The organism is Serratia sp. (in: enterobacteria) (assembly GCF_051654945.1).
Lineage (GTDB): Bacteria > Pseudomonadota > Gammaproteobacteria > Enterobacterales > Enterobacteriaceae > Chania.
Map to the genome: position 1 here is coordinate 1 of NZ_JBOFZA010000089.1, position 25,592 is coordinate 25,592.

At 51.7% G+C, this 25,592-nt stretch carries 43 protein-coding genes and 1 pseudogene; 38 read left to right on the top strand and 6 right to left on the bottom strand.

Annotated elements, in window-relative coordinates:
- From tuf to ACRDCA_RS20830, 33 genes and pseudogenes are all read left to right on the top strand, one after another.
- Positions 1–155 (top strand): annotated as a pseudogene (gene tuf / locus ACRDCA_RS20670) (elongation factor Tu); the annotation flags it as partial.
- A 133-nt stretch (positions 156–288) separates the two neighbouring features.
- Entirely contained in the window at positions 289–483 is a 195-nt protein-coding gene (bfd, locus tag ACRDCA_RS20675) for a bacterioferritin-associated ferredoxin (protein ID WP_438691233.1), read from the top strand.
- A gap of 74 nt (positions 484–557) precedes the next feature.
- On the top strand, positions 558–1,037 hold the full coding sequence (bfr, locus tag ACRDCA_RS20680) for a bacterioferritin (RefSeq protein ID WP_438691234.1): 480 nt from the start codon (positions 558–560) through the stop codon (positions 1,035–1,037).
- A 455-nt stretch (positions 1,038–1,492) separates the two neighbouring features.
- Positions 1,493–1,804, top strand: a complete 312-nt coding sequence (gene rpsJ, locus ACRDCA_RS20685; protein WP_001181005.1) for a 30S ribosomal protein S10 — start codon at positions 1,493–1,495, stop codon at positions 1,802–1,804.
- Positions 1,805–1,835: 31 nt separating this feature from the next.
- Complete coding sequence (gene rplC / locus ACRDCA_RS20690) at positions 1,836–2,465, top strand: 50S ribosomal protein L3 (RefSeq protein WP_004956193.1); 630 nt, start codon at positions 1,836–1,838, stop codon at positions 2,463–2,465.
- A 10-nt stretch (positions 2,466–2,475) separates the two neighbouring features.
- Positions 2,476–3,081, top strand: coding sequence for a 50S ribosomal protein L4 (rplD, locus tag ACRDCA_RS20695; protein ID WP_021182230.1), 606 nt, complete (start codon positions 2,476–2,478; stop codon positions 3,079–3,081).
- Complete coding sequence (gene rplW / locus ACRDCA_RS20700) at positions 3,078–3,380, top strand: 50S ribosomal protein L23 (protein ID WP_438691235.1); 303 nt, start codon at positions 3,078–3,080, stop codon at positions 3,378–3,380. Before rplD ends, rplW begins: the two co-directional genes overlap by 4 nt.
- Before the next feature lie 18 nt (positions 3,381–3,398).
- Positions 3,399–4,223 (top strand): 50S ribosomal protein L2, encoded by an 825-nt coding sequence (gene rplB, locus ACRDCA_RS20705; RefSeq protein ID WP_024912205.1) that lies wholly within the window; start codon positions 3,399–3,401, stop codon positions 4,221–4,223.
- 14 nt (positions 4,224–4,237) lie between these two features.
- Complete coding sequence (gene rpsS, locus ACRDCA_RS20710; RefSeq protein WP_004929772.1) at positions 4,238–4,516, top strand: 30S ribosomal protein S19; 279 nt, start codon at positions 4,238–4,240, stop codon at positions 4,514–4,516.
- A gap of 14 nt (positions 4,517–4,530) precedes the next feature.
- Complete coding sequence (rplV, locus tag ACRDCA_RS20715) at positions 4,531–4,863, top strand: 50S ribosomal protein L22 (protein WP_004391423.1); 333 nt, start codon at positions 4,531–4,533, stop codon at positions 4,861–4,863.
- Positions 4,864–4,880: 17 nt separating this feature from the next.
- Entirely contained in the window at positions 4,881–5,579 is a 699-nt protein-coding gene (gene rpsC, locus ACRDCA_RS20720) for a 30S ribosomal protein S3 (protein ID WP_004956187.1), read from the top strand.
- A gap of 12 nt (positions 5,580–5,591) precedes the next feature.
- The gene (gene rplP / locus ACRDCA_RS20725) at positions 5,592–6,002 is read left to right on the top strand and encodes a 50S ribosomal protein L16 (RefSeq protein ID WP_004929764.1); all 411 of its coding nucleotides are present in this window, start codon (positions 5,592–5,594) and stop codon (positions 6,000–6,002) included.
- A complete protein-coding gene (gene rpmC, locus ACRDCA_RS20730) occupies positions 6,002–6,193 on the top strand; it encodes a 50S ribosomal protein L29 (RefSeq protein ID WP_002218942.1) in 192 nt (63 codons plus the stop codon). Before rplP ends, rpmC begins: the two co-directional genes overlap by 1 nt.
- Before the next feature lies 1 nt (position 6,194).
- Complete coding sequence (gene rpsQ, locus ACRDCA_RS20735) at positions 6,195–6,449, top strand: 30S ribosomal protein S17 (protein WP_021182227.1); 255 nt, start codon at positions 6,195–6,197, stop codon at positions 6,447–6,449.
- Between the two features lie 166 nt (positions 6,450–6,615).
- Complete coding sequence (rplN, locus tag ACRDCA_RS20740; RefSeq protein WP_020837240.1) at positions 6,616–6,987, top strand: 50S ribosomal protein L14; 372 nt, start codon at positions 6,616–6,618, stop codon at positions 6,985–6,987.
- Positions 6,988–6,997: 10 nt separating this feature from the next.
- Positions 6,998–7,312, top strand: coding sequence for a 50S ribosomal protein L24 (gene rplX / locus ACRDCA_RS20745; RefSeq protein ID WP_021808126.1), 315 nt, complete (start codon positions 6,998–7,000; stop codon positions 7,310–7,312).
- Between the two features lie 14 nt (positions 7,313–7,326).
- Positions 7,327–7,866 (top strand): 50S ribosomal protein L5, encoded by a 540-nt coding sequence (rplE, locus tag ACRDCA_RS20750; protein WP_021808125.1) that lies wholly within the window; start codon positions 7,327–7,329, stop codon positions 7,864–7,866.
- Positions 7,867–7,879: 13 nt separating this feature from the next.
- A complete protein-coding gene (rpsN, locus tag ACRDCA_RS20755) occupies positions 7,880–8,185 on the top strand; it encodes a 30S ribosomal protein S14 (protein WP_021182224.1) in 306 nt (101 codons plus the stop codon).
- A gap of 30 nt (positions 8,186–8,215) precedes the next feature.
- Positions 8,216–8,608 (top strand): 30S ribosomal protein S8, encoded by a 393-nt coding sequence (gene rpsH / locus ACRDCA_RS20760; protein WP_021182223.1) that lies wholly within the window; start codon positions 8,216–8,218, stop codon positions 8,606–8,608.
- A 14-nt stretch (positions 8,609–8,622) separates the two neighbouring features.
- Positions 8,623–9,156, top strand: coding sequence for a 50S ribosomal protein L6 (rplF, locus tag ACRDCA_RS20765; RefSeq protein ID WP_438691236.1), 534 nt, complete (start codon positions 8,623–8,625; stop codon positions 9,154–9,156).
- 9 nt (positions 9,157–9,165) lie between these two features.
- On the top strand, positions 9,166–9,519 hold the full coding sequence (gene rplR / locus ACRDCA_RS20770) for a 50S ribosomal protein L18 (RefSeq protein WP_021182221.1): 354 nt from the start codon (positions 9,166–9,168) through the stop codon (positions 9,517–9,519).
- A 14-nt stretch (positions 9,520–9,533) separates the two neighbouring features.
- Entirely contained in the window at positions 9,534–10,034 is a 501-nt protein-coding gene (rpsE, locus tag ACRDCA_RS20775; RefSeq protein ID WP_004929747.1) for a 30S ribosomal protein S5, read from the top strand.
- A 6-nt stretch (positions 10,035–10,040) separates the two neighbouring features.
- A complete protein-coding gene (gene rpmD, locus ACRDCA_RS20780) occupies positions 10,041–10,220 on the top strand; it encodes a 50S ribosomal protein L30 (RefSeq protein ID WP_004956161.1) in 180 nt (59 codons plus the stop codon).
- 3 nt (positions 10,221–10,223) lie between these two features.
- Positions 10,224–10,658 (top strand): 50S ribosomal protein L15, encoded by a 435-nt coding sequence (gene rplO, locus ACRDCA_RS20785; protein ID WP_021182219.1) that lies wholly within the window; start codon positions 10,224–10,226, stop codon positions 10,656–10,658.
- Positions 10,659–10,666: 8 nt separating this feature from the next.
- Positions 10,667–11,998, top strand: coding sequence for a preprotein translocase subunit SecY (secY, locus tag ACRDCA_RS20790; RefSeq protein ID WP_021182218.1), 1,332 nt, complete (start codon positions 10,667–10,669; stop codon positions 11,996–11,998).
- 33 nt (positions 11,999–12,031) lie between these two features.
- Positions 12,032–12,148: a 50S ribosomal protein L36 gene (gene rpmJ, locus ACRDCA_RS20795; RefSeq protein ID WP_002227352.1), complete on the top strand. Its 117-nt coding sequence runs from the start codon at positions 12,032–12,034 to the stop codon at positions 12,146–12,148.
- A 146-nt stretch (positions 12,149–12,294) separates the two neighbouring features.
- The gene (gene rpsM, locus ACRDCA_RS20800) at positions 12,295–12,651 is read left to right on the top strand and encodes a 30S ribosomal protein S13 (RefSeq protein WP_025123454.1); all 357 of its coding nucleotides are present in this window, start codon (positions 12,295–12,297) and stop codon (positions 12,649–12,651) included.
- A gap of 16 nt (positions 12,652–12,667) precedes the next feature.
- Entirely contained in the window at positions 12,668–13,057 is a 390-nt protein-coding gene (gene rpsK, locus ACRDCA_RS20805; RefSeq protein ID WP_004929731.1) for a 30S ribosomal protein S11, read from the top strand.
- A 33-nt stretch (positions 13,058–13,090) separates the two neighbouring features.
- A complete protein-coding gene (gene rpsD / locus ACRDCA_RS20810) occupies positions 13,091–13,711 on the top strand; it encodes a 30S ribosomal protein S4 (RefSeq protein ID WP_021182216.1) in 621 nt (206 codons plus the stop codon).
- Positions 13,712–13,737: 26 nt separating this feature from the next.
- A complete protein-coding gene (locus ACRDCA_RS20815; RefSeq protein WP_002919219.1) occupies positions 13,738–14,727 on the top strand; it encodes a DNA-directed RNA polymerase subunit alpha in 990 nt (329 codons plus the stop codon).
- A 40-nt stretch (positions 14,728–14,767) separates the two neighbouring features.
- Positions 14,768–15,157: a 50S ribosomal protein L17 gene (gene rplQ, locus ACRDCA_RS20820; RefSeq protein WP_004929726.1), complete on the top strand. Its 390-nt coding sequence runs from the start codon at positions 14,768–14,770 to the stop codon at positions 15,155–15,157.
- Between the two features lie 151 nt (positions 15,158–15,308).
- Positions 15,309–15,740 carry a Zn(2+)-responsive transcriptional regulator gene (zntR, locus tag ACRDCA_RS20825; protein WP_438691245.1) on the top strand — a complete coding sequence of 144 codons (432 nt, stop codon included), beginning with the start codon at positions 15,309–15,311 and terminating at the stop codon, positions 15,738–15,740.
- 80 nt (positions 15,741–15,820) lie between these two features.
- Positions 15,821–16,027: an alternative ribosome-rescue factor A gene (locus ACRDCA_RS20830; RefSeq protein WP_025123450.1), complete on the top strand. Its 207-nt coding sequence runs from the start codon at positions 15,821–15,823 to the stop codon at positions 16,025–16,027.
- 51 nt (positions 16,028–16,078) lie between these two features.
- Here the strand turns inward: ACRDCA_RS20830 and mscL are convergent, their stop codons facing one another.
- From mscL to def, 5 genes are all read right to left on the bottom strand, one after another.
- On the bottom strand, positions 16,079–16,495 hold the full coding sequence (mscL, locus tag ACRDCA_RS20835; RefSeq protein WP_025123449.1) for a large-conductance mechanosensitive channel protein MscL: 417 nt from the start codon (positions 16,493–16,495) through the stop codon (positions 16,079–16,081).
- 139 nt (positions 16,496–16,634) lie between these two features.
- Positions 16,635–18,011 (bottom strand): Trk system potassium transporter TrkA, encoded by a 1,377-nt coding sequence (trkA, locus tag ACRDCA_RS20840; RefSeq protein WP_025123448.1) that lies wholly within the window; start codon positions 18,009–18,011, stop codon positions 16,635–16,637.
- Between the two features lie 70 nt (positions 18,012–18,081).
- The gene (gene rsmB, locus ACRDCA_RS20845) at positions 18,082–19,371 is read right to left on the bottom strand and encodes a 16S rRNA (cytosine(967)-C(5))-methyltransferase RsmB (protein ID WP_438691237.1); all 1,290 of its coding nucleotides are present in this window, start codon (positions 19,369–19,371) and stop codon (positions 18,082–18,084) included.
- A 72-nt stretch (positions 19,372–19,443) separates the two neighbouring features.
- Positions 19,444–20,388, bottom strand: a complete 945-nt coding sequence (gene fmt / locus ACRDCA_RS20850; RefSeq protein ID WP_438691238.1) for a methionyl-tRNA formyltransferase — start codon at positions 20,386–20,388, stop codon at positions 19,444–19,446.
- Between the two features lie 17 nt (positions 20,389–20,405).
- Complete coding sequence (gene def / locus ACRDCA_RS20855) at positions 20,406–20,915, bottom strand: peptide deformylase (RefSeq protein WP_025123445.1); 510 nt, start codon at positions 20,913–20,915, stop codon at positions 20,406–20,408.
- A gap of 132 nt (positions 20,916–21,047) precedes the next feature.
- Here def and dprA point away from each other — a divergent pair, with 132 nt between their 5' ends.
- The 5 genes from dprA to aroE are packed head-to-tail and all read left to right on the top strand — an operon-like array spanning position 21,048 to position 24,595.
- Positions 21,048–22,169, top strand: coding sequence for a DNA-protecting protein DprA (dprA, locus tag ACRDCA_RS20860; RefSeq protein ID WP_438691239.1), 1,122 nt, complete (start codon positions 21,048–21,050; stop codon positions 22,167–22,169).
- Positions 22,141–22,614 (top strand): DUF494 family protein Smg, encoded by a 474-nt coding sequence (smg, locus tag ACRDCA_RS20865; RefSeq protein ID WP_438691240.1) that lies wholly within the window; start codon positions 22,141–22,143, stop codon positions 22,612–22,614. Before dprA ends, smg begins: the two co-directional genes overlap by 29 nt.
- A gap of 25 nt (positions 22,615–22,639) precedes the next feature.
- Complete coding sequence (locus tag ACRDCA_RS20870; protein WP_438691241.1) at positions 22,640–23,185, top strand: topoisomerase DNA-binding C4 zinc finger domain-containing protein; 546 nt, start codon at positions 22,640–22,642, stop codon at positions 23,183–23,185.
- A 7-nt stretch (positions 23,186–23,192) separates the two neighbouring features.
- Positions 23,193–23,762 carry an L-threonylcarbamoyladenylate synthase type 1 TsaC gene (gene tsaC / locus ACRDCA_RS20875; protein ID WP_438691242.1) on the top strand — a complete coding sequence of 190 codons (570 nt, stop codon included), beginning with the start codon at positions 23,193–23,195 and terminating at the stop codon, positions 23,760–23,762.
- Positions 23,763–23,773: 11 nt separating this feature from the next.
- Positions 23,774–24,595, top strand: coding sequence for a shikimate dehydrogenase (gene aroE / locus ACRDCA_RS20880; RefSeq protein ID WP_438691243.1), 822 nt, complete (start codon positions 23,774–23,776; stop codon positions 24,593–24,595).
- Positions 24,596–24,629: 34 nt separating this feature from the next.
- On the opposite strand, the gene ACRDCA_RS20885 is transcribed toward aroE, so the two are convergent.
- Complete coding sequence (locus ACRDCA_RS20885) at positions 24,630–25,172, bottom strand: gamma carbonic anhydrase family protein (protein ID WP_438691244.1); 543 nt, start codon at positions 25,170–25,172, stop codon at positions 24,630–24,632.
- Positions 25,173–25,592: the final 420 nt, after the last annotated feature.

Sequence of the window (25,592 nt, forward strand, 5' to 3'; positions counted from 1 at the left end):
TGCCAGAAGGCGTAGAGATGGTAATGCCAGGCGATAACGTGAACATGGTTGTTACCTTGATTCACCCAATCGCAATGGACGACGGTCTGCGTTTCGCAATCCGTGAAGGCGGCCGTACTGTAGGTGCGGGCGTTGTTGCTAAAGTTATCGCTTAATCGCGAATAATTTTTCAACGTTAAAAGAGGGCACTTCGGTGCCCTTTTTTTATACATTTTTTTACTAATGTTAATTGAAATAAAAACGATTCTTATTTAGACTTACTGCATTGGTTAAGAAGTGAGTCACTCTATGTACGTATGTCTGTGTAATGCCGTGTCTGACAAAGCGATCCGTAAGGCGGTTCGTCAGCACAATCCCCATACCATGAAGCAACTGCGTGAGCTGGTGCCGATTGGCACCGACTGTGGTAAATGCATTCGGCAGGCAAGGCAAATTATGGTGGAGGAACGCGCAACCCTGATCCCTATGCACCAAGTCGCCTAATAAATAGTAGGGTTATTTTTTGACTCTTGGCCCGCAGCTTCTACACTTTTAGAACTGCCCAGGAGGATTTACCTATGAAAGGCGATAAAAAGATCATTGCTCACCTTAACAAACTGCTCGGTAACGAGCTGGTTGCCATCAATCAATACTTCCTGCACGCGCGTATGTTCAAAAATTGGGGACTGATGCGTCTCAATGAAAAGGAATATCACGAGTCGATCGATGAGATGAAACACGCCGATCGTTATATCGAGCGTATCCTGTTCCTCGAAGGATTACCGAACCTGCAAGATCTCGGCAAGCTGAATATCGGCGAAGATGTCGAAGAGATGCTGAGGTCCGATTTGGCCCTGGAGTTGGATGGAGCCAAGAACCTGCGGGAAGGCATCGCCTATGCCGACTCTATCCACGATTATGTCAGCCGCGATCTGATGAAAGAGATTTTGGCCGATGAGGAAGGGCATATCGACTGGCTGGAAACCGAACTGAGCCTGATCGAACGCTTGGGCATCCAAAACTATTCCCAGGCGCAGGTGCTGGAACGCAAAGACTGATCCTGCCACTTCCAAATTGCCCCCTCACCCTCACCCTAACCCTCTCCCACAGGGAGGGGGGACTGTACGTGCTACAAATTAATTACGGTGTACGCCTTCGATATCCCCCCGTTACAGACTAATACCTCGACCTGACAACAGCGCCGATCGGCTCCCTCGCCCTTTGGGAGGGTTAGGGTGAGGGGGACAAAAACCGTCAAATCCATAAATTTGCTCCATGCTGAGCATATTTCCGTCTGCGGCTTGCAAACGAGCCTGTTTTGCGTATAATGCGCGGGCCTACCTAATCTTGATAGGCCTGATTTTAGCGAATCAGTCGATTGGCAAGTTGGTTTTGCCCTTCGAACAATACTCCCGATATGGGGGTTATATGTTGACGATTACACTCCCCCATCAATCGAAATGGGTGTGAGGAGTAATTATTTACGTTTATAAATAATTGGAGCTCTGGTCTCATGCAGAACCAAAGAATCCGTATCCGCCTGAAAGCGTTTGATCATCGTCTGATCGATCAATCAACTGCGGAAATCGTCGAGACTGCCAAGCGCACTGGTGCGCAAGTCCGTGGTCCGATCCCGCTGCCAACTCGCAAAGAGCGCTTTACCGTTCTGATCTCCCCGCACGTCAACAAAGACGCGCGTGATCAGTACGAGATCCGCACTCACAAGCGTCTGGTTGACATCGTTGAGCCAACTGAGAAAACCGTTGATGCTCTGATGCGTCTGGATCTGGCTGCCGGTGTAGACGTGCAGATCAGCCTGGGTTAATCAGGTCATTGACGATTGAGAGGTTGAAACAATGATTGGTTTAGTCGGTAAAAAAGTGGGCATGACTCGTATCTTCACTGAAGATGGCGTTTCTATCCCAGTAACCGTGATTGAAATTGAAGCGAACCGCGTGACTCAGGTTAAAGACCTGGACAACGACGGATACCGTGCCATTCAGGTCACTACCGGTAGCAAAAAAGCTAACCGTGTGACCAAACCGGAAGCGGGTCATTTCGCTAAAGCTGGCGTCGAAGCTGGCCGTGGTCTGTGGGAATTCCGCCTTGAAGAAGGTCAAGAGTTCGCTGCAGGTCAAGAAATCAGCGTAGAAATCTTCGCTGACGTTAAAAAAGTCGATGTTACCGGTACTTCCAAAGGTAAAGGTTTTGCTGGCACTGTAAAGCGCTGGAACTTCCGTACTCAGGATGCGACCCACGGTAACTCCTTGTCTCACCGCGTTCCGGGTTCTATCGGTCAGAACCAGACTCCGGGCAAAGTGTTCAAAGGCAAGAAAATGGCTGGCCACCTGGGTGACGAGCGTGTAACCGTTCAAAGCCTGGACGTAGTACGTGTTGACGCTGAGCGCAACCTGCTGCTGGTTAAGGGTGCTGTACCGGGCGCAACCGGTGGCAACCTGATCGTTAAACCAGCTGTGAAGGCGTAAGGGGATAGCAATGGAATTAGTATTGAAAGACGCGCAAAGCGCGCTGACTGTTTCCGAAACTACCTTCGGTCGTGATTTCAACGAAGCGCTGGTACACCAGGTTGTTGTTGCTTATGCAGCAGGTGCCCGTCAAGGTACCCGTGCTCAGAAGACCCGTGCTGAAGTAACTGGTTCCGGTAAAAAACCGTGGCGCCAGAAAGGTACAGGCCGTGCGCGTTCAGGCACTGTAAAGAGCCCGATCTGGCGTTCTGGTGGTGTAACCTTCGCTGCGAAGCCACAAGACCACAGTCAGAAAGTAAACAAAAAGATGTACCGCGGCGCGCTGAAAAGCATTCTGTCCGAACTGGTACGTCAAGATCGTCTGATCGTTGTCGAGAAGTTCTCTGTAGAAGCGCCTAAAACTAAGCTGCTGGCACAGAAACTGAAAGATATGGCCCTGGAAGATGTGCTGATCGTAACCGGTGAACTGGATGAGAATCTGTTCCTGGCCGCTCGCAACCTGTACAAGGTTGACGTGCGCGATGTAGCAGGTATCGACCCAGTTAGCCTGATCGCCTTCGACAAAGTGGTTATGACTGCTGATGCTGTGAAGCAAGTTGAGGAGATGCTGGCATGATCCGTGAAGAACGTTTGCTGAAAGTGCTGCGTGCACCGCACGTATCTGAAAAAGCATCCGCTGCGATGGAAAAAAGCAACACCATCGTACTCAAAGTTGCCAAAGACGCGACCAAAGCAGAAATTAAAGCTGCAGTGCAGAAACTGTTTGAAGTCGAAGTCGAAGACGTTAACACCCTGGTAGTAAAAGGGAAAGTGAAGCGTCAAGGTCAGCGTGTTGGTCGTCGTAGCGACTGGAAAAAAGCTTACGTCACCCTGAAAGAAGGCCAGAACCTGGACTTCATCAGCGGCGCAGAGTAAGTCGGAGGAGTAAGAACAATGGCAATTGTTAAATGTAAACCTACATCTCCGGGTCGTCGCCACGTTGTTAAAGTGGTTAACCCTGAGCTGCACAAGGGTAAACCTTATGCCCCGCTGCTTGAGAAATTGAGCAAAAGCGGTGGTCGTAACAACAATGGCCGTATCACCACCCGTCATATCGGTGGTGGCCACAAGCAACATTATCGTCTGGTTGACTTCAAACGCAACAAAGATGGTATCCCTGCTGTGGTTGAGCGTCTGGAGTACGATCCGAACCGTTCCGCGAACATCGCGCTGGTTCTGTACAAAGACGGCGAACGCCGTTACATCCTGGCGCCGAAAGGCCTGAAAGCTGGTGACCAGATCCAATCTGGTGTTGATGCTGCAATCAAAGCGGGTAACACCCTGCCTATGCGCAACATCCCAGTAGGTTCAACGGTTCATAACGTAGAAATGAAACCAGGTAAAGGCGGCCAGCTGGCTCGTTCTGCTGGTGCCTACGTTCAGATCGTCGCTCGTGATGGTTCCTACGTAACTCTGCGTCTGCGTTCAGGCGAAATGCGTAAAGTTCCAGTTGATTGCCGCGCCACCCTGGGTGAAGTCGGTAACGCTGAACATATGCTTCGCGTCCTGGGTAAAGCAGGTGCTGCACGTTGGCGTGGTGTTCGTCCTACCGTTCGCGGTACGGCGATGAACCCAGTCGATCACCCGCACGGTGGTGGTGAAGGTCGTAACTTTGGTAAGCACCCGGTAACCCCGTGGGGCGTTCAGACCAAAGGTAAGAAGACCCGTAGCAACAAGCGTACTGACAAGTTCATCGTACGTCGCCGTAGTAAAAAATAATTAGAGGATAAGCCATGCCACGTTCTCTCAAGAAAGGTCCTTTTATTGACCTGCACTTGCTGAAGAAGGTAGAGAAAGCGGTGGAAAGCGGTGACAAGAAGCCTTTGCGCACTTGGTCCCGTCGTTCAACGATCTTTCCTAACATGATCGGTTTGACCATCGCTGTCCATAATGGTCGTCAGCACGTACCAGTATTTGTTTCCGATGAAATGGTCGGTCACAAACTGGGTGAATTCGCGCCGACTCGTACTTATCGCGGCCATGCGGCTGATAAAAAAGCTAAAAAGCGCTAAGGTAGGAGGAAGAGATGGAAACTATCGCTAAACATCGCCACGCTCGTTCTTCTGCTCAGAAGGTTCGCCTTGTTGCAGACCTGATCCGCGGTAAGAAAGTGTCGCAAGCTCTGGAAACTCTGGCCTACACCAACAAGAAAGCTGCTGGTCTGGTCAAGAAAGTGCTGGAGTCTGCCATTGCTAACGCAGAACACAACGATGGCGCTGACATCGATGATCTGAAAGTCACGAAAATCTTCGTAGACGAAGGCCCAAGCATGAAGCGCATTATGCCTCGTGCAAAAGGTCGTGCAGATCGCATCCTGAAGCGCACCAGCCACATTACTGTGGTTGTGTCCGATCGCTGAGACTCTGGAGACTAGCAATGGGTCAGAAAGTACATCCTAATGGTATTCGCCTGGGTATTGTCAAACCTTGGAACTCTACTTGGTATGCGAATACCAAAGAATTCGCTGACAACCTGGACAGCGACTTTAAAGTTCGCCAATTCTTGACTAAAGAACTGGCGAAAGCTTCCGTTTCTCGCATCGTTATCGAGCGTCCAGCGAAGAGCATCCGTGTGACTATTCACACCGCTCGTCCTGGCATCGTTATCGGCAAGAAAGGTGAAGATGTCGAAAAACTGCGTAAGGTCGTAGCGGATATCGCTGGCGTTCCTGCGCAAATTAACATCGCCGAAGTCCGTAAACCGGAACTGGACGCAAAATTGGTTGCTGACAGCATCACTTCACAGCTGGAACGTCGCGTTATGTTCCGTCGTGCTATGAAGCGTGCTGTACAGAACGCAATGCGTCTTGGCGCTAAAGGTATCAAAGTTGAAGTAAGCGGCCGTCTTGGCGGTGCTGAAATCGCGCGTACCGAATGGTACCGTGAAGGTCGTGTTCCGTTGCATACACTGCGTGCGGATATCGATTACAACACATCTGAAGCGCACACCACTTATGGTGTAATCGGCGTTAAGGTATGGATCTTCAAAGGTGAGATCCTGGGTGGTATGGCTGCAGTTGAACAACCGGAACCGGCTGCTCAACCTAAAAAGCAGCAGCGTAAAGGCCGCAAGTAAGGAGAGTCGCTGATGTTACAACCAAAGCGTACAAAATTCCGTAAGGTGCACAAGGGCCGCAACCGTGGTCTGGCGCAAGGTACGGATGTTAGCTTCGGCACTTTCGGTCTGAAAGCTGTTGGCCGTGGCCGTCTGACTGCTCGTCAAATCGAAGCAGCTCGTCGTGCAATGACTCGTGCAGTGAAGCGTCAAGGTAAGATCTGGATCCGTGTATTCCCGGACAAACCAATCACCGAGAAGCCTCTTGAAGTGCGTATGGGTAAAGGTAAGGGTAACGTGGAATATTGGGTTGCCCTGATCCAACCTGGCAAAGTCCTGTACGAAATGGACGGCGTTCCAGAAGAAGTCGCCCGTGAAGCATTCAAGCTGGCAGCAGCTAAACTGCCGATCAAAACCACCTTTGTAACTAAGACGGTGATGTAATGAAAGCACAAGAGCTGCGTGAAAAAAGTGTTGAAGAGCTGAACACTGAGCTGCTCAACCTGCTGCGTGAGCAATTTAACTTGCGCATGCAGGCGGCGAGTGGCCAACTGCAACAAACTCACCTGTTGAAACAAGTGCGTCGTAATGTCGCACGCGTTAAGACTTTACTGACTGAAAAGGCGGGTGCGTAAAATGACTGATATTATCCGTACTCTGCAAGGTCGTGTTGTTAGTGACAAAATGGAGAAATCCATGGTTGTTGCTATCGAGCGCACGGTGAAGCACCCGATCTACGGGAAATTCATCAAGCGTACGACTAAGCTGCATGTACATGATGAGAACAACGAATGTGGTATCGGCGACGTGGTAGAAATCCGCGAATGCCGTCCACTGTCCAAGACTAAGTCATGGACGTTGGTTCGCATTGTAGATAAAGCGATTCTGTAATAGAGTAGCTGACTCTAACTTAATAAACGGCTCAGAAAATGAGCCGTTTATTTTTTCTACCCATACTCTGGAAGCGGTGTTATAATGCTGCGCCCTCGGTTATGGGGCTTTTCAACGATCTAGTAATAGATCCTAAAGTTGTAGTTGACATTAGCGGAGCACTAACATGATCCAAGAACAGACTATGCTGAACGTGGCCGACAACTCCGGTGCACGTCGCGTAATGTGTATCAAGGTTCTAGGTGGCTCGCACCGTCGCTACGCAGGCATCGGCGACGTCATCAAAATTACCATCAAGGAAGCAATTCCTCGCGGTAAGGTGAAGAAAGGCGATGTGCTGAAGGCGGTAGTGGTGCGCACCAAGAAGGGTGTACGTCGCCCGGACGGTTCTGTCATTCGCTTCGATGGTAATGCATGCGTTATTTTAAACAATAACAGCGAGCAACCTATCGGTACGCGTATTTTTGGGCCGGTAACTCGTGAACTGCGTAATGAGAAGTTCATGAAAATTATCTCTCTGGCACCAGAAGTACTCTAAGGAGCGAACCATGGCAGCGAAAATCCGTCGTGATGACGAAGTTATCGTGCTTACCGGGAAAGACAAAGGTAAACGCGGTAAAGTAAAAAATGTCCTGTCTGCTGGTAAGGTCATTGTTGAAGGTATCAACCTGGTTAAGAAACATCAGAAGCCGGTCCCGGCCCTGAACCAACCAGGTGGCATTGTTGAAAAAGAAGCTGCTATTCAGGTTTCCAACATTGCGCTGTTCAACTCGGCTACCGGTAAGGCTGACCGTGTAGGCTTTAGATTCGAAGACGGCAAAAAAGTCCGTTTCTTCAAATCAAATAGCGAAACTATCAAGTAATTTGGAGTATGACGATGGCGAAACTGCATGATTACTACAAAGACGAGGTAGTCAAACAACTGATGTCTCAGTTTGATTACAACTCTGTCATGCAAGTCCCTCGGGTCGAGAAGATCACCCTGAATATGGGTGTTGGTGAAGCGATCGCTGACAAGAAACTGCTGGACAATGCAGCAGCTGACTTGGCAGCAATCTCCGGTCAAAAGCCGTTCATCACCAAAGCACGCAAATCTGTTGCAGGCTTCAAAATCCGCCAGGGCTATCCGATCGGCTGTAAAGTAACTCTGCGTGGCGAACGCATGTGGGAGTTCTTTGAGCGTCTGATTTCCATTGCTGTACCACGTATCCGTGACTTCCGTGGCTTGTCCGCCAAGTCATTCGATGGCCGTGGTAACTACAGCATGGGTGTGCGTGAGCAAATCATCTTCCCAGAAATCGACTACGACAAAGTCGATCGCGTACGTGGTTTGGATATTACCATTACCACTTCTGCGAAATCTGATGATGAAGGCCGCGCGCTGTTGGCTGCTTTTAACTTCCCGTTCCGCAAGTAAGGCAGGGTTACTGATGGCTAAGCAATCAATGAAAGCACGCGAAGTCGTTCGCGTGAAACTGGCTGACAAGTACCGCGCTAAACGCGAGGAATTGAAAGCTATCATTTCTGGTGTGAACTCTTCCGACGAAGATCGTTGGGATGCGGTTCTCAAGCTCCAGTCTCTGCCGCGTGATTCCAGCCCGTCTCGTCAGCGTAAACGCTGCCGTCAAACTGGCCGTCCACATGGTTATGTGGGCAAGTTCGGGTTGAGCCGTATCAAGCTACGTGAAGCCGCTATGCGCGGTGAAGTACCAGGCTTGAAAAAGGCTAGCTGGTAATTACCAATTGAATCACGGGAGTAAAGACAGATGAGCATGCAAGATCCGATCGCGGATATGCTGACCCGTATCCGTAACGGTCAAGCCGCGAACAAAGTTGCGGTCACCATGCCTTCCTCCAAGCTGAAAGTGGCAATTGCCAACGTGCTGAAGGAAGAAGGTTTTATTGAAGATTTCAAAATTGAAGGCGACACCAAGCCTGTACTGGAACTGGTACTGAAGTACTTCCAGGGCAAGGCAGTGGTAGAAAGCATTCAGCGTATCAGTCGTCCAGGTCTGCGCATCTATAAGAAAAAAGATGCATTGCCAAAAGTTATGGCCGGTCTGGGTATCGCTGTTATTTCTACCTCTAAAGGTGTTATGACCGATCGTGCAGCTCGCCAAGCTGGTCTTGGTGGCGAGATTATCTGCTACGTAGCTTAATTCGGGAGGAAAGAATGTCTCGTGTTGCAAAAGCACCCGTCGTCATTCCTGCCGGCGTAGAGGTAAAACTCAACGGTCAGGTTATTTCGATTAAGGGTAAGAACGGCGAGCTGACTCGTACAGTCCATGACGCCGTTATCGTTAAGCAAGAAGCTAACGCACTGACTTTCGCTCCGCGCGAAGGTTTTGCCAATGCATGGGCCCTCGCGGGTACCACGCGCGCTCTGCTGAACGCAATGGTCGTCGGTGTTACCGAAGGTTTCACCAAGAAGCTTCAACTGGTAGGTGTTGGTTATCGTGCTGCTGTTAAAGGCAACGTGGTGAATTTAGCCCTGGGCTTCTCTCACCCAATCGATCACCAGCTGCCAGCAGGTATTACTGCTGAATGCCCTAGCCAAACTGAAATCGTGCTGAAAGGCGCTGATAAGCAGGTTATTGGCCAGGTTGCTGCAGATCTGCGTGCCTACCGCCGTCCTGAGCCTTACAAAGGCAAGGGTGTCCGTTACGCCGACGAAGTCGTGCGTACCAAAGAGGCTAAGAAGAAGTAAGGTAACACTATGGATAAGAAATCTGCTCGTATCCGTCGTGCGACCCGCGCACGCCGTAAGCTCAAAGAACTGGGTGCAACCCGCCTGGTGGTACATCGTACCCCGCGTCACATTTACGCACAGGTCATTGCTCCAAATGGTTCTGAAGTACTGGTAGCCGCTTCTACTTTAGAAAAAGCTATCACTGAGCAATTGAAGTACTCCGGTAACAAAGACGCAGCAGCAGCCGTTGGTAAAGCACTGGCTGAGCGCGCGTTGGAAAAAGGGATTGCGAAAGTATCCTTTGACCGTTCCGGTTTCCAATATCATGGTCGAGTCCAGGCACTGGCAGATGCTGCCCGTGAAGCTGGCCTTCAGTTCTAAGGAAGAGGTTTAAGATGGCTCACATCGAAAAACAAGCTGGCGAACTGCAGGAAAAGCTGATCGCGGTAAACCGCGTATCTAAAACCGTAAAAGGTGGCCGTATTTTCAGCTTTACCGCACTGACAGTAGTTGGTGATGGTAACGGTCGCGTTGGTTTTGGCTACGGCAAAGCACGCGAAGTTCCAGCAGCGATCCAGAAAGCGATGGAAAAAGCCCGTCGCAACATGATGAATGTCGCGCTGAACAGCGGCACCCTGCAGCATCCTGTTAAAGGTGCTCATACGGGTTCCCGTGTGTTCATGCAGCCAGCTCATGAAGGTACCGGTATCATCGCGGGTGGTGCAATGCGCGCCGTTCTCGAAGTTGCTGGGGTGCACAACGTACTGGCTAAAGCTTATGGTTCCACTAACCCGATCAACGTGGTTCGTGCAACTATCGACGCTTTGGCTAATATGAAGTCTCCTGAAATGGTCGCTGCCAAGCGTGGTAAATCCGTTGCAGACATTCTGGGGTAATTGACCATGGCTAAGACTATCAAAGTAACACAAGTTCGCAGCTCCATTGGCCGTCTGCCGAAGCATAAAGCTACACTGCTCGGTCTGGGTCTGCGTCGTATTGGTCACACCGTAGAGCGCGAGGATACTCCTGCTGTACGCGGTATGATCAACCTGGTTTCCTACATGGTTAAGGTTGAGGAGTAACAGATGCGTTTAAATACTCTGTCTCCGGCTGAAGGTGCCAAGCATGCGCCGAAGCGTGTAGGTCGTGGTATTGGTTCTGGCCTGGGTAAAACCGCCGGTCGTGGTCACAAAGGTCAGAACTCACGTTCTGGCGGTGGCGTACGTCGTGGTTTTGAAGGTGGTCAGATGCCTTTATATCGTCGTTTGCCGAAATTCGGCTTCACCTCTCGCAAAGCTATGATCACGGCAGAAGTTCGTCTGTCTGAACTGGCTCTTGTTGAAGGCGACGTAATCGACCTGAACACGCTGAAAGCCGCTAACGTTGTTGGTACCCAGATCGAGTTCGCGAAAGTTATGCTTTCTGGCGAAATCACTCGTCCGGTTACCCTGCGTGGTCTGCGTGTCACCAAAGGCGCTCGTGTTGCTATCGAGGCGGCTGGCGGTAAAATTGAGGAATAAGTAAGCTGATGGCTAAGCAACCAGGATTAGATTTTCAAAGTGCTAAAGGCGGACTCGGCGAGCTGAAGCGCAGACTTTTGTTTGTAATCGGCGCGCTGATTGTTTTCCGTATTGGCTCTTTCATTCCGATTCCTGGTATCGATGCCACTGTGCTTGCCAAACTGCTCGAACAGCAGAGAGGCACTATCATTGAAATGTTTAACATGTTCTCTGGTGGTGCTCTCAGCCGTGCTTCTATTTTTGCTCTGGGGATCATGCCGTACATTTCGGCGTCGATCATTATCCAGTTACTGACGGTGGTTCACCCAGCGTTGGCGGAAATCAAGAAAGAAGGGGAGGCTGGCCGTCGCAAGATTAGTCAGTACACCCGTTACGGTACGCTGGTGTTGGCCATATTCCAGTCGATCGGTATTGCTACCGGTCTGCCGAATATGCCTGGTATGCAGGGCCTGGTGTTAAACCCAGGCTTTGCCTTCTACTTTACTGCGGTTGTGAGCTTGGTGACCGGGACAATGTTCCTGATGTGGCTGGGTGAGCAGATTACTGAGCGTGGTATCGGTAACGGTATCTCAATCATTATCTTCGCGGGTATTGTGGCGGGTCTTCCGCCGGCAGTTGGCCATACTATTGAGCAAGCTCGGCAAGGCGACCTGCACTTCCTCTTGTTGCTGTTGGTTGCAGTATTGGTGTTTGCAGTAACCTTCTTCGTTGTTTTCATTGAACGTGGTCAACGTCGTATCGTCGTTAACTATGCGAAACGTCAACAAGGACGTCGTGTTTACGCAGCACAGAGCACACACTTACCGTTGAAAGTGAACATGGCAGGGGTAATCCCGGCAATCTTCGCTTCCAGCATTATTCTGTTCCCTGCCACGATTGCATCATGGTTTGGGGGCGGTACCGGTTGGAACTGGCTGACAACGATTTCGCTGTATTTGCAGCCTGGACAACCGCTTTATGTGTTACTCTATGCGTCTGCAATCATCTTCTTCTGTTTCTTCTACACGGCGTTGGTGTTTAACCCGCGTGAAACAGCAGATAACCTGAAGAAGTCCGGTGCCTTCGTACCAGGAATTCGTCCGGGAGAGCAAACGGCGAAGTATATCGATAAAGTGATGACGCGTTTAACCCTGGTGGGCGCGATGTACATTACTTTCATCTGCCTGATCCCGGAGTTCATGCGTGATGCAATGAAAGTACCATTCTACTTTGGTGGTACCTCGCTACTGATCGTGGTTGTCGTCATCATGGACTTTATGGCTCAAGTGCAAACTCTGATGATGTCAAGTCAGTACGAGTCTGCATTGAAGAAAGCAAACCTGAAAGGCTATAACCGCTAATCAGGCGTGTTTGAGAAGTTACGGAGAGTAAAAATGAAAGTTCGTGCTTCCGTCAAGAAATTATGTCGTAACTGCAAAATCGTTAAGCGTAACGGTGTCGTTCGTGTGATTTGCAGCGCCGAGCCGAAGCATAAACAGCGTCAAGGCTGATTATCTCGCATATTTTTCTTGCAAAGTTGGGTTGAGCTGGCTAGATTAGCCAGCCAATCTTTTGTATGTAGCTGCAACATTATTTGAGTATCCTGAAAACGGGCTTTTCAGAATGGTGTTGCCGTAAAAATTAGTAGGAGTGCATAGTGGCCCGTATAGCAGGCATTAACATTCCTGATCATAAACATACCGTTATCGCGTTAACGTCGATCTTCGGAATCGGCAAAACTCGTTCACAGTCCATCTGTGCTGCGACGGGTATTGCTGAAAATGTTAAGATCAGTGAGCTGTCTGAAGAGCAAATTGAACAACTGCGTGAAGCAGTTGCCAAATTCACTGTTGAAGGTGATTTGCGTCGTGAAGTTACCCTGAGCATCAAGCGTCTGATGGATCTTGGTACATACCGTGGTTTACGCCATCGTCGTGGTCTGCCAGTTCGCGGTCAGCGTACTAAGACCAACGCACGTACCCGTAAGGGTCCGCGTAAACCGATCAAGAAATAATCGGGGTGATTGAATAATGGCAAAGGCACCTGTTCGTACACGCAAGCGTGTAAGAAAACAAGTCTCTGACGGCGTGGCTCATATCCATGCTTCTTTCAACAACACCATTGTGACTATTACCGATCGTCAGGGTAATGCTTTGGGTTGGGCAACAGCCGGTGGTTCCGGTTTCCGTGGTTCTCGTAAGTCAACTCCGTTTGCAGCTCAGGTTGCAGCCGAACGTTGTGCTGACGCAGTTAAAGAATACGGTATCAAGAACCTGGAAGTTATGGTTAAAGGACCTGGTCCTGGTCGTGAGTCTACTATCCGCGCTCTGAACGCGGCTGGTTTCCGCATCACTAATATTACCGATGTGACTCCGATTCCTCATAACGGTTGTCGTCCACCGAAAAAGCGTCGCGTGTAACGCCCCTGCTTTTCGGATTGTTGGAGAAAGAAAATGGCAAGATATTTGGGTCCTAAGCTCAAGCTTAGCCGCCGCGAGGGCACAGACCTGTTCCTGAAGTCTGGCGTTCGCGCGATAGATTCAAAGTGCAAAATTGAACAACCACCAGGTCAACACGGTGCGCGTAAACCGCGTCTGTCTGACTATGGTGTACAGTTGCGTGAAAAGCAAAAAGTTCGCCGTATGTACGGTGTTCTGGAGCGTCAGTTCCGTAACTATTACAAAGCAGCAACCCGCCTGAAAGGCAACACCGGTGAAAACCTGTTGACCCTTCTGGAAGGTCGTCTGGACAACGTAGTTTACCGTATGGGCTTCGGCGCCACTCGTGCAGAATCACGTCAGCTGGTTAGCCATAAAGCCGTTATGGTAAATGGTCGCGTTGTTAACATCGCTTCTTATCAGGTATCTCCGAATGACGTAGTCAGCATCCGCGAGAAAGCTAAAAAGCAGTCTCGTGTTAAGGCTTCTCTGGAGCTGGCTGAGCAGCGTGAAAAGCCGACTTGGCTGGAAGTTGATGCTGCGAAGATGGAAGGTGTGTTCAAACGTATTCCTGAACGTACCGATCTGTCCGCCGACATTAACGAACACCTGATCGTCGAGCTTTACTCCAAGTAAGGCTTGAGTTTCAAAGAGAGGACACAATGCAGGGTTCTGTGACAGAGTTTCTAAAACCGCGCCTGGTAGATATCGAGCAAGTCAGTTCGACGCACGCCAAGGTGACCCTTGAGCCGTTAGAGCGTGGCTTTGGCCATACTCTTGGCAACGCACTGCGCCGTATTCTGCTTTCGTCTATGCCGGGTTGCGCGGTGACCGAGGTTGAGATTGATGGTGTACTACATGAGTACAGCACCAAAGAAGGCGTACAGGAAGATATCCTGGAGATCCTGCTCAACCTGAAAGGGCTGGCGGTGAGAGTTCAAGGCAAAGATGAAGTTATTCTTACCCTGAATAAATCTGGCATTGGCCCTGTGACCGCTGCCGACATTACCCATGATGGTGATGTCGAAATCGTCAAGCCGCAGCACGTTATCTGCCACCTGACCGATGAGAACGCTGCTATCAGCATGCGTATCAAAGTTCAGCGCGGTCGTGGTTATGTGCCGGCTTCTGCCCGAATTCATTCGGAAGAAGATGAGCGCCCGATTGGTCGTCTGTTGGTTGACGCCTGCTATAGCCCTGTAGAGCGTATTGCCTACAATGTTGAAGCAGCGCGTGTAGAACAGCGTACCGACCTGGACAAGCTGGTCATCGAGATGGAAACCAATGGCACGATCGATCCTGAAGAGGCGATCCGCCGTGCGGCAACCATTCTGGCTGAACAACTGGAAGCTTTCGTTGACCTACGTGATGTACGTCAGCCGGAAGTGAAAGAAGAGAAACCAGAGTTCGATCCGATCCTGCTGCGCCCTGTTGACGATCTGGAATTGACTGTCCGCTCTGCTAACTGCCTCAAGGCAGAAGCTATCCACTACATCGGTGATCTGGTACAGCGTACCGAGGTTGAGCTGTTGAAAACGCCTAACCTGGGTAAAAAATCTCTTACTGAGATTAAAGACGTGCTGGCCTCCCGTGGACTTTCTCTGGGCATGCGCCTGGAAAATTGGCCACCGGCAAGCATTGCTGACGAGTAACCGGATCACAGGTTAAGGTTTTACTGAGAAGGATAAGGTCATGCGCCATCGTAAGAGTGGTCGTCAACTGAACCGTAACAGCAGCCATCGCCAGGCTATGTTCCGTAACATGGCCGGCTCTTTGGTTCGTCATGAGATCATCAAGACGACCTTGCCAAAAGCGAAAGAGCTGCGTCGCGTTGTTGAGCCGCTGATTACTCTTGCCAAGACCGACAGCGTAGCTAATCGTCGTCTGGCATTCGCCCGTACTCGTGATAACGAGATCGTGGCAAAACTGTTTAACGAGCTAGGCCCGCGTTTTGCGAGCCGTGCCGGTGGTTACACTCGCATTCTGAAGTGTGGCTTCCGCGCAGGCGACAACGCGCCGATGGCATACATCGAGCTGGTTGATCGTGCTGAGTCTCAAGCAGAAGTAGCAACTGCAGAGTAATCTGTGGAAGCGTAAGAAAACCGGGCTTGCCCGGTTTTTTTACGTCTGTCGCTTGCCAAACGTGCTCTCCCCTCCCAGCAACGCTTAAGATCCCGCCTTATATCCGCTATGCTCAGGCTATCAGTGAGACATTCAGCACGGGGAAGTTATGATGTTCAAGATTGGGCAATTAGCCAAGCTGGCTGACGTAACGCCAGATACGGTACGTTATTACGAGAAGCAGGGCATGATGGATCACCATGTCCGTACCGAGGGCGGCTATCGGCTGTATAGCGATCAGGATTTACAGCGCCTGCGGTTTATCCGCTACGCCAAACAGCTTGGCTTCACGCTGGACACTATCGCCGAATTGCTGTCGATCCGTGTCGATCCAGAGCATCACACCTGCGAAGAGTCGAAGTCTATCGTTGATGCGCGTCTGCATGAGGTTGAAGGCAAAATGGCGGAGTTGGCCAGAATGCGTGAATCGCTGAAAAGGCTCAGTGATGCCTGCTGCGGTAGCGCCCACACCAGTAACTTCTGTTCGATTCTGGAGGCTCTGGAACAGGGGGCCAGCGAAGATAAAGCGAAAAATGTGGTTTAACTGTGCATGGGCCTTTAATTTTTATCTGGCCAGCAGTATCATCGGCGCGTTTATTACTATCAATTAACAGGAAGACCATGATGACCCAATATCGTCATACCAAAGGTAAGATCCAGGATAATGCCATTGAGGCGTTGCTGCACGATCCGCTTTTCCGCCAACGGGTAGAGAAGAACACTAAAGGGAAAGGCAGCTACCGGCGTAAAGACAAACATGCAAAAGGCGGTAACTGGGAGGCCAGTGGTAAATTGCCCAACGACAATTTACCACTGGCCTTCTGGTTTTAAGCCAAAAAAAAGCCATCTCGCAGGATGGCTTTTCGCGTTATGGCTGGAGAATTACAGCTTCGGCTGCTGTTGATGGCTCAGCAGATCGCGGATTTCTGTCAGCAGCTTCTCTTCGGCGGTTGGCGCTGGCGGTGCGGCTGGCTCTTCAACTTCTTTACGGCGCATTTTGTTCATTAACTTGATAGCCATAAAGATCGCAAAGGCGACGATCACGAAATCAAAGATATTCTGTAGGAACGAGCCGTAGTTCATCACTACCGCTGGGACATTATCCTTGGCTTCACGTAGTACCAGGTGGAACTGTTTGAAGTCGACTCCGCCTATGAGCAGGCCCAAAGGTGGCATGATGATATCGGCAACCAAGGAAGAAACGATTTTACCGAATGCCGCACCAATGATCACACCGACTGCCAGATCGACCACGTTGCCACGCATGGCAAATTCGCGGAACTCTTTTAACATACCCATCAGAACACCCCCTCAAAAATTAGTAACGCAACTTTAACAAATCAACGCGCTTTTGACACAGTCAGTATAGGAAAATTTTTGGTTTTTCCTAATTCTCGGCGCCTGATGTGTCAAAAATTCATTCGCATGGTTTATGTGTTTATAAGAAGAACGGACTAGGCTGGAACAGGCGCTCGACATCCGGTACAAATTTTTTATCGGTAATAAACATAATCACATGGTCACCCTGCTGGATCCGGCTGTTGCCGTTGGCAATGATCACATCATCACCGCGCACAATCGCACCGATGGTGGTGCCTGGCGGCAGCTTAATTTCTTCCACCATGCGGCCAACGACCTTGGAGGTGCTTTCATCACCGTGCGCAATGGCTTCGATGGCTTCGGCAACGCCGCGGCGTAGTGAGGAGACGCTGACGATGTCGGCTTTGCGCACGTGGCCCAGCAGTGCTGAAATGGTGGCCTGCTGCGGTGAAATGGCGATATCAATGACGCTGCCCTGGACCAGATCGACATAGGCGCGGCGCTGGATCAGTACCATCACCTTCTTGGCCCCCATTCGCTTGGCCAGCATGGCAGACATGATGTTGGCTTCGTCGTCGTTGGTGATGGCAATAAACACATCGACCTGCTCGACATGCTCTTCGGCCAACAGCTCCTGATCGGAAGCATCGCCGTAAAACACGATGGTGTCGTGCAGTTGCTCTGCCAATTCGGCGGCACGTTGCTGGTTTTTCTCAATCAGCTTCACGTTGTACGACTTTTCTAATCGATGTGCCAGCCCCGCACCTACGTTGCCGCCACCGACGATCATGATGCGCTTATAGGGTTTCTCCAAACGTTGCAGTTCACTCATTACTGCGCGGATATGCTGTGAGGCGGCAACGAAGAACACTTCATCGCCCGCTTCGATAATGGTGGAGCCCTGTGGGCGGATCGGACGATCGTGACGGAAAATTGCGGCCACGCGGGTATCGATATGTGGCATATGCTCGCGCATGGCAGACAGGGCGTTCCCGACCAGTGGGCCGCCATAATAGGCTTTCACCGCGGCGATGCTGACTTTGCCATCGGCAAAGTTCACTACCTGCAAGGCACCTGGGTATTCGATCAGCTTATAGATGTAATCGATAACCAACTGCTCCGGCGAGATCAGGTGGTCGATGGGCACCGCATCCGGATGGAATAGCTTCTCGGACTCACGGATATAATCTGGTGCACGGATACGTGCAATACGATTCGGGGTGTTAAATAGCGTATAAGCGATCTGACAGGCGATCATATTGGTTTCGTCAGAGTTGGTGACGGCAACCAGCATATCGGCATCTTCGGCACCGGCTTCACGTAACACGCGCGGATGAGAGCCGTGCCCCTGAACGACGCGCAGGTCAAACTTGTCCTGCAACTGGCGCAGCCGTCCGGTATCGGTATCGACCACGGTGATATCGTTATTTTCACCCACCAGGTTTTCAGCCAGTGTCCCGCCAACTTGCCCTGCGCCAAGAATAATAATTTTCATCGATTTCTCTGCTCGATCTGCGACGGCCGTAGCCGATGGTTGAGAACGCCCGCAGGCGTTCTCTGAACAGTTATATTTTAATCAGCTTAGCGTAAAAGAAACCATCGCCATCCTCAGGATGAGGAAGATTCTGTTTGCCTGGTGATTGGAGATCGCCGGTTTCAACCAACTTGGCATCGGCGTGACGTTGCAGGAATGCGGCGATCTGCTCGCTATTTTCCTGCGGCAGAATAGAGCAGGTTGCATAGACCATCACACCACCAGATTTCAGCCGCGGCCAGATAGCCTCCAGAATTTCGCCCTGTAAAGCGGCCAGTTCGGCGATATCGCTGTCACGACGCAACCACTTAATATCCGGGTGGCGGCGAATAACACCGGTGGCGGAGCAAGGGGCATCCAACAGGATACGATCGAACTGCTTGTCGCCGCACCACTGTTGCGGGGTACGGCCATCACCTTGGCGAACTTCCGCATGCTGGCGCAGGCGCTGGAGGTTCTCTTTCACCCGGCTTAAGCGTTGTTCGTCGATATCTACGGCTAACACATGCGCTTTAGGGGCGGCTTCCAGAATATGGGTCGTCTTGCCGCCGGGGGCGGCACAAAGATCGAGGATCTGTTCACCGTCTTGCGGATCCAGCAGATCAACGCAGCCCTGTGCGGAAGCATCTTGTACCGTCACCCAGCCGTCTGCGAAGCCGGGTAAATCCGTTACTGGGCACGGGGCCAGCAAACGGATCGCGTCGCGATAGTCTTTATGGGACTCGGCGGCAATGCCTGCCTGCTGCATCAGCTGCAAGTAATCTTCACGCGTATGGTGCAGACGGTTAACGCGCAGCCACATGGGTGGCTTCTGATTATTAGCGTCAACGACCTGCTCCCACTGGGTTGGGTAAGCCAGTTTGATGCGTTTAAGCAACCAGCTTGGATGCAGATAGCGGCTGTCGTTATTAGCGGCGCGTGCCAGCAGCTCTTCTTGCTGGCGCTGGAACTGGCGTAGTACCCCGTTAATCAACCCTTTCAGCTGTGGGCGCTTCAAGGCAACCGCACCTTCAACCGTTTCGGCCAATACCGCGTGGGGTGGAATGCGGGTATACAGCAACTGATACAGACCCACCATCAGCAAATAGTGCAATGGGCGTTGTTTGCCGGTCATAGGCTTCGCCATCAACTGCTGAATGCACCATTCGAGCTGAGGCAGCACGCGTAGCGACCCGAAACAGAGTTCTTGCAATAGCCCACGGTCCTTGTCAGAAATGTTCTTTTGTAATGCGGGCAAAATGGTGCTGAGCGACTGCCCCTGATCCAGTACCTGGCCGATGGCCTTGGCGGCAATGCTTCGGAGATTGTAATTGTTTTTCATAGGCTAAGGCGGATAACGATCGGCATTAAGAAACAAACAGCCCGGCAGCAATGGCCGGGCAATGGGAGTGGCTTATAACCGGTTGCCCGGTGAGAACCATTCGCGGCGAGAATTCAGTAAATCTTGTGCCGACATCGGTTTTTTACCGGCAGGCTGTAGCTGCGTCAGGTTCAGAATACCGTCTGCGGTGGCAATCTGGATGCCGTGCTTGTCGGCATGCACGATGGTACCGGGTTCTGCGTTGGCGCTTTCCGCTATAACGCTGGCCTGCCAGACTTTCACCGGTTGATCTTCGATGGTGAAATAGCTGACTGGCCACGGATTGAAGGCGCGAATACAGCGCTCCAACTGTTTTGCAGCAAGGCTCCAGTCCAGGCGGGCTTCTTCCTTGCTCAGTTTTTCTGCGTAGGTGACCAGCGCTTCATCTTGAACTTCGCGCTGCGCCGTACCTGCCGCCAATTGTTGCAAGGTGGCCAGCAGCCCCTGAGGCCCCAGTTCTGCCAGCTTGTCGTACAGACTGGCGCTGGTATCTGTGGCTGAGATTGGGCAAGCGATCTTGTGCATCATGTCACCGGTATCGAGACCTACGTCCATATGCATGATCGTTACGCCGGTTTCGCTATCGCCAGCCCACAGCGCGCGCTGGATCGGTGCTGCACCACGCCAGCGTGGCAGCAGAGATCCATGAACGTTGATACAACCCAGGCGCGGCATATCCAGGACCGCTTTAGGTAGGATCAGGCCATAGGCCACCACCACCATCACGTCTGCCTTCAGATCGTCAACCAGATGCTGATTCTCTTGCGGGCGTAGTGACTTGGGCTGAAATACGGGGATCTGATGCTGTTCAGCCAGCACCTTGACCGGGCTTGGCGTCAGCTTGTTACCGCGGCCTGCGGGGCGATCGGGCTGGGTGAAGACGCCGACCACCTGATGCCCAGAAGACAACAGCGCGTCTAAATGACGCGCTGCGAAGTCTGGGGTTCCGGCAAAAATAATCCGTAAAGAGTCAGACACGTTGATTTCCTGATCGGTTAGGCGCGAGCTTCAAGCTTGGCCATTTTTTCCAGTTTCTGACGGATACGTTGGCGTTTCAGCGGCGACAGGTAATCGACAAACAGTTTGCCAACCAGATGATCCATTTCATGCTGAATACAGATAGCCAGCAGATCATCAGCCTCAAGTTCAAAAGGTTTCCCTTCACGATCGAGGGCGCGGATCTTCACTTTCTCTGCGCGTGGCACCAGGGCGCGTTGCTCAGGAATGGAAAGGCAGCCTTCTTCGATACCGGTTTCACCGCTTTTTTCCAGCAGTTCCGGGTTGATCAACACCAGGCGTTGATCGCGGTTTTCAGAAACGTCGATGACGATAATGCGCTGATGAATATCGACCTGTGTTGCAGCCAGGCCAATGCCTTCCTCTGCGTACATGGTTTCAAACATATCATCCACGATGCGCTGGACATCTGCATTGACTTCTTTTACCGGGGCCGCAATTTTGCGTAGCCGCTCGTCTGGGAAATGTAATACCTGCAAGACTGACATATATCTTAAGATCTGTATCCGAGTGATGAACAGTGATTAGCTTCTATTCTAGACATTTTTCGGCCTGATTGACAGCATCCCAGACCAATTGCACGAATTGGTAATACCCCATTTACCGCGAGGGAATGATTGATGCAGCCGGAAGAAATTGCTTTACGCATGCATGCTGTGACCCGGATTGATGCACTACAGGCCAGCCGTATTGTCCACCGTCTGATTGTCGAAGGTGGCAACCCTTACCCACTGCTCGAATCATTGGGGTTGAATAGCCAGCAGCGCAAACAGTTCCAGCGGGGGCATGGAAAGTATCTCAAGGCAACGCTCAAGTGGCTGGAACAGTCGGGCAATCAACTGGTGCGATACGGGGAACCCGGATTTCCCGAACTGTTGGCGCATATCGATGATGCGCCGCTATTACTGATGGTGCAGGGTGATATAGCTGTGCTGCAACGGCCACAAATCGCCATGGTCGGTAGCCGTCAGTTTAGCCACTATGGCGAGCGTTGGGGCAGTTACTTTGCCAGCGGGTTGGTGCATTGCGGCTTTGCCGTCACCAGCGGCCTGGCGATTGGTATTGACGGGATCTGCCACCGTGCAGCCTTGGAGGCCGAAGGGGTCACGATTGCGGTGTTAGGCAGCGGACTGGCAAATATCTACCCACGCCGCCATCGCCGCTTGGCTGAGCAAATTATTGAGCAGGGCGGAGCGGTGGTTTCCGAACATCTGGTTACCGATTTGCCACTGGCGGCGCACTTCCCGCGCCGCAACCGTATTATCAGTGGGTTAAGCGTTGGCGTGGTGGTCATCGAGGCCTCGCTGCGTAGCGGGTCGCTGATCACTGCTCGTTATGCGCTGGACCAGGGGCGTGAAGTTTTTGCCCTGCCAGGGGCGCTGGGCAACCCGATGAGCGAGGGATCTCATTGGCTGATCCAGCAAGGGGCCAACCTGGTTACCGGCCCAAAAGATATTGCAGAACAGCTGGGAAGTGGCCTGCAATGGTTGCCCGTGAGCGAAAATACAACTATTTCTTCATCAGAGGCCGAAGTTGAATTGCCATTTGCCGATGTGTTGGCTAACGTAGGAGATGAGGTGACACCTGTTGACGTCGTCGCCGAACGTGCCGGCCAATCTGTGCCAGAGGTGGTAATCAAACTACTCGATCTGGAGTTAGCAGGTTGGATCGCAGCTGTACCCGGCGGCTATGTCCGAATAAGGAGGGCATGCCATGTTCGACGTACTCATGTATTTGTTTGAGACCTATATCCACAATGAACCAGAGATGCACGTTGATCAGGATACCTTGACCCACGATCTTACCGAAGCAGGGTTCGATCGTGATGATATCTTCAACGCATTGAATTGGCTCGAAAAGCTTGCAGACCTCCAGGAAGGCGAGAATGCCCCTTATTTCATGGCTGCCGATCCGCTGGCTATGCGGATCTACACCGAAGAAGAGAGCGTGCGTTTAGATGCCGGTTGCCGTGGTTTTCTCCTGTTCCTAGAACAGATCCAGGTATTGAACCTCGAAACCCGTGAAATGGTTATCGATCGTGTTATGGCTTTGGATAATACGGAATTTGATCTCGAAGATCTGAAATGGGTAGTGTTGATGGTGCTGTTCAATATCCCCGGGTATGAGAGCGCGTATCAGCAGATGGAAGAACTGTTATTTGAAGTAAACGAAGGTTACCTGCACTGAGTAGGTAACAGGCATAGAAGACGTTATGACAAAACCAGCGATTTTTGCCGCGAGGCAAAATGAACCCTGTCCGGAATGCGGGGCCGAGTTGGTGATCCGCAGTGGTCGCCACGGCCCCTTCCTCGGCTGTTCCCAATATCCGCAATGCGAGTATATCCGGCCTTTAAAAGCGCAGGCGGACGGCCATGTTGTCAAAGTGCTGGAGGGCCAGCAATGCCCGAAATGCCAGGCAACGCTGGTGTTGCGCCAGGGGCGTTATGGGATGTTTATCGGTTGCAGCCACTATCCCGAATGCGATCACACCGAAGTGATCGACAAACCGGATGAAACCAGCATCGCTTGCCCTCAGTGTGGTCAGGGCCAATTGCTGCAGCGTAAATCCCGCTATGGCAAGGTGTTCCATTCCTGCGATCGCTATCCGGAATGTCAGTTTGTCCTCAATTTCAAACCCGTCGCCGGTGAGTGTGCCTATTGCCACTACCCTTTACTGATGGAAAAGCGCACGGCAAAAGGTCCAACGCTGTGCTGCGCCAGTAAACTGTGCGGAAAACCCGTCGCTATCTCAGAATAATCAAGCCATGAACCCAGAACACAGTTGCGCATTCGCGCCTATTATTGCCGCGCTGGAAAACCAGCAGGTGATTGCCTATCCAACAGAAGCGGTATTCGGTCTGGGGTGTGACCCAGATAGCGAACAGGCCGTCAAACAGCTGCTGGCCTTGAAACAGCGCCCTTGGGAAAAAGGACTGATCCTGATCGCGGCCGATTATGCCCAGCTGGCACCTTATATAGATGACAGCGTATTGAACGAGCAACAGCGTGCCGCGATATTTGCCAGTTGGCCTGGCCCGGTAACCTGGGTGATCCCGGCAAAACCGCAAACGCCAGCCTTGCTGACCGGCCGCTTTAGCTCATTGGCCGTGCGCGTTAGCGATCATCCTTTGGTGCAGCAGCTTTGCCGCCAGTTTGGCAAGCCGTTGGTATCGACCAGTGCCAACTTGAGCGGTGAGGAGCCATGCCGCACCGTAGCCGAAGTGGTGCAGCAGTTTGGTGACGCTTTCCCGGTGCTGGCAGGTAACGTAGGTGGCCGGTTAAACCCTTCTGAAATCAGAGATGCTTTGACCGGTGAGCAGATCCGTCAGGGCTAGAGGCACTATCTATGGAGAAGTTCGCGGTATTCGGTAACCCGATTGCTCACAGTAAATCCCCTCGCATCCACGCGCTGTTCGCGCAGCAAACCGGGATCGAGCACCCGTATGGCACCGTGCTGGCTCCATTGGACGGGTTTGAACCTACTTTGCAGCAGTTTATTGCCGCTGGTGGCCAAGGGGCCAACGTCACCGTGCCCTTTAAAGAGTGTGCCTATGAGGCCGCGAGCGAACTTAGCGAACGGGCAGCAATGGCTGGAGCGGTGAATACGCTGAAGGTATTACCCGATGGCAAACTGCTGGGGGATAACACCGACGGTATCGGTTTGCTGTCGGATCTTGAACGCCAGGATTTGATCCGGCCAAGTGACCGAGTGTTGCTGGTGGGAGCGGGTGGCGCTGCGCGGGGTGTGATCCTGCCGCTGCTTTCTTTTGGCTGCGAAGTGGTGTTGACCAACCGCACCTTCAGCCGCGCCGAGGAGTTGGCTGCGGCATTCCGGCATCTGGGGGAGATCGTCGCCCTGCCGCTGGATCGGTTGGATCGACAACATTTTGATTTAGTGATCAACGCGACCGCCTCCGGGTTCAACGGTGAGATCCCGGCTTTGCCGGATAACATCATATGTACCACCACCCGGTGCTATGACATGTTCTATCAACAAGGTGGCACCCCATTCCTGGCCTGGGCGCAGCAGTTGGGGGCGCAGCATTATGCAGACGGACTGGGTATGCTGGTGGGCCAGGCGGCACACGCTTTCTTCCTATGGCATGGCGTGATGCCGGAGATCGAACCGGTATTGCAGCAATTACGTCAGGAAATGGCGGTGGCGTGAGGGTAGCCCCGCTCTGGCAAGCAGGGCGGGATCGTCAGATATCTTCACCCAGGTATTCGTCTTTCCAGCGCACGTAGTTGTTGGCCGAATAGCGTAAACCTTCCAGCTCCGCCGGGGTCAAGGCTCGAACCTGGCGTGCAGGGCTGCCTACATATAAGTAGCCACTCTCCAGACGCTTGCCGGGTGCGACCAGGCTACCGGCGCCAATCATCACATCATCTTCTATTACCGCACCGTCCAACAGAATCGATCCCATCCCGACCAGAACGCGGTTGCCAATGGCACAACCATGCAGCATGGCTTTATGTCCAACGGTAACGTCTTCGCCGATCAGTAAAGGATAGCCCGCCGGGTTGTAATCGGATTTATGGGTCACATGCAGAACGCTACCGTCCTGGATATTGCTGCGTGCACCGATCTTCACCGCGTTGACATCGCCACGAATGGAAACCAGCGGCCAGATACTGACATCATCGGCCAGATCAACGTTGCCGATCACCACGCTAGAAGGATCGATCATGACGCGTAGGCCAATTTGAGGGGAGTAATGCAGATAAGGACGCACTGAATTGGACATGGATTGCCTCATATAAGGATCTTGTTTCCGGCAATACTAGACTTTGACGGTGGAATTACAACCAGTCAGCAGGGGGGATTGTAGGTAAAATGGCCTCGATCGGGCAAGATCCGTGCGAAAGGGCGGAAAAGTGCGCAGTCAGTAATAAAAGATCCAAAAAGGGGTTGTGGAAAAAATTGGGATCCCTATAATGCGCCTCCATCGACACGGAACATGTGAACAACTTCACAGAGTCTCCGGGGTCGCAGAGAAAAAAACCTGAAATTAAGGTTGACTCTGAAAGAGGAAAGCGTAGTATACGCCTCCTCGAGTTAGCAAGCGAAAGCGCCTAACTCACTGCTCTTTAACAATTTATCAGACAATCTGTGTGGGCACTCACAAGACGATATCCAGCTACTTCGGTAGCAAAAAAATATCAAG